The sequence below is a fragment of the Vibrio sp. OPT46 genome, assembly GCF_015163535.1.
Classification (GTDB): domain Bacteria; phylum Pseudomonadota; class Gammaproteobacteria; order Enterobacterales; family Vibrionaceae; genus Vibrio; species Vibrio alginolyticus.
In genome coordinates this window covers 1-430 of record NZ_JADDYG010000348.1, presented here as the reverse complement: position 1 = coordinate 430, position 430 = coordinate 1, and the positions used below count along the sequence as shown (strand labels likewise).

Below are 430 nucleotides of genomic sequence, written 5' to 3'. Positions count from 1 at the left end.
TTGTCTTCCGATAGCGAATTGATTCAAGCTGTAACTGTTGGGGTGAATTACTTGCTCAGTGAAAAGCTTATTGCGACAGCTGAAGTGGAGTTGAACCGCAGTGATATCGTTGATGAGAACAATTTTAAGATCGGTCTTAACTACCAATGGCATAAAGTCATCGGCACTGGTCTTTTTTATCAGTTTAGAGATACTGATTACAGCGGTGAAAGCTCAGATTACGTCAATGAAGTTGGGCTGAGTTTGAAGTTTGTCTACTAGATCGGACGGGTTCGTTTTTGGCGTTAAGTTAAAACAAAAAAGGTCAGCTTATGCTGACCTTTCCTTTTAACAAAGTATGCGACAGTCGATTATAAAACCGCTGCAATGCCTTTACACAGAGGGCCCATATTTGACTTCGTCATACCAGCAACACTGATTCGGCCAGAAC

General features: G+C 41.6%; 2 pseudogenes. One reads left to right on the top strand and one right to left on the bottom strand.

Annotated features, from left to right (window positions below):
* Positions 1-261: pseudogene (locus tag IQR33_RS15785) on the top strand (porin family protein); the annotation flags it as partial.
* Between the two features lie 89 nt (positions 262-350).
* Here IQR33_RS15785 and IQR33_RS15780 read toward each other — a convergent pair.
* Positions 351-430: pseudogene (locus IQR33_RS15780) on the bottom strand (aromatic amino acid aminotransferase); the annotation flags it as partial.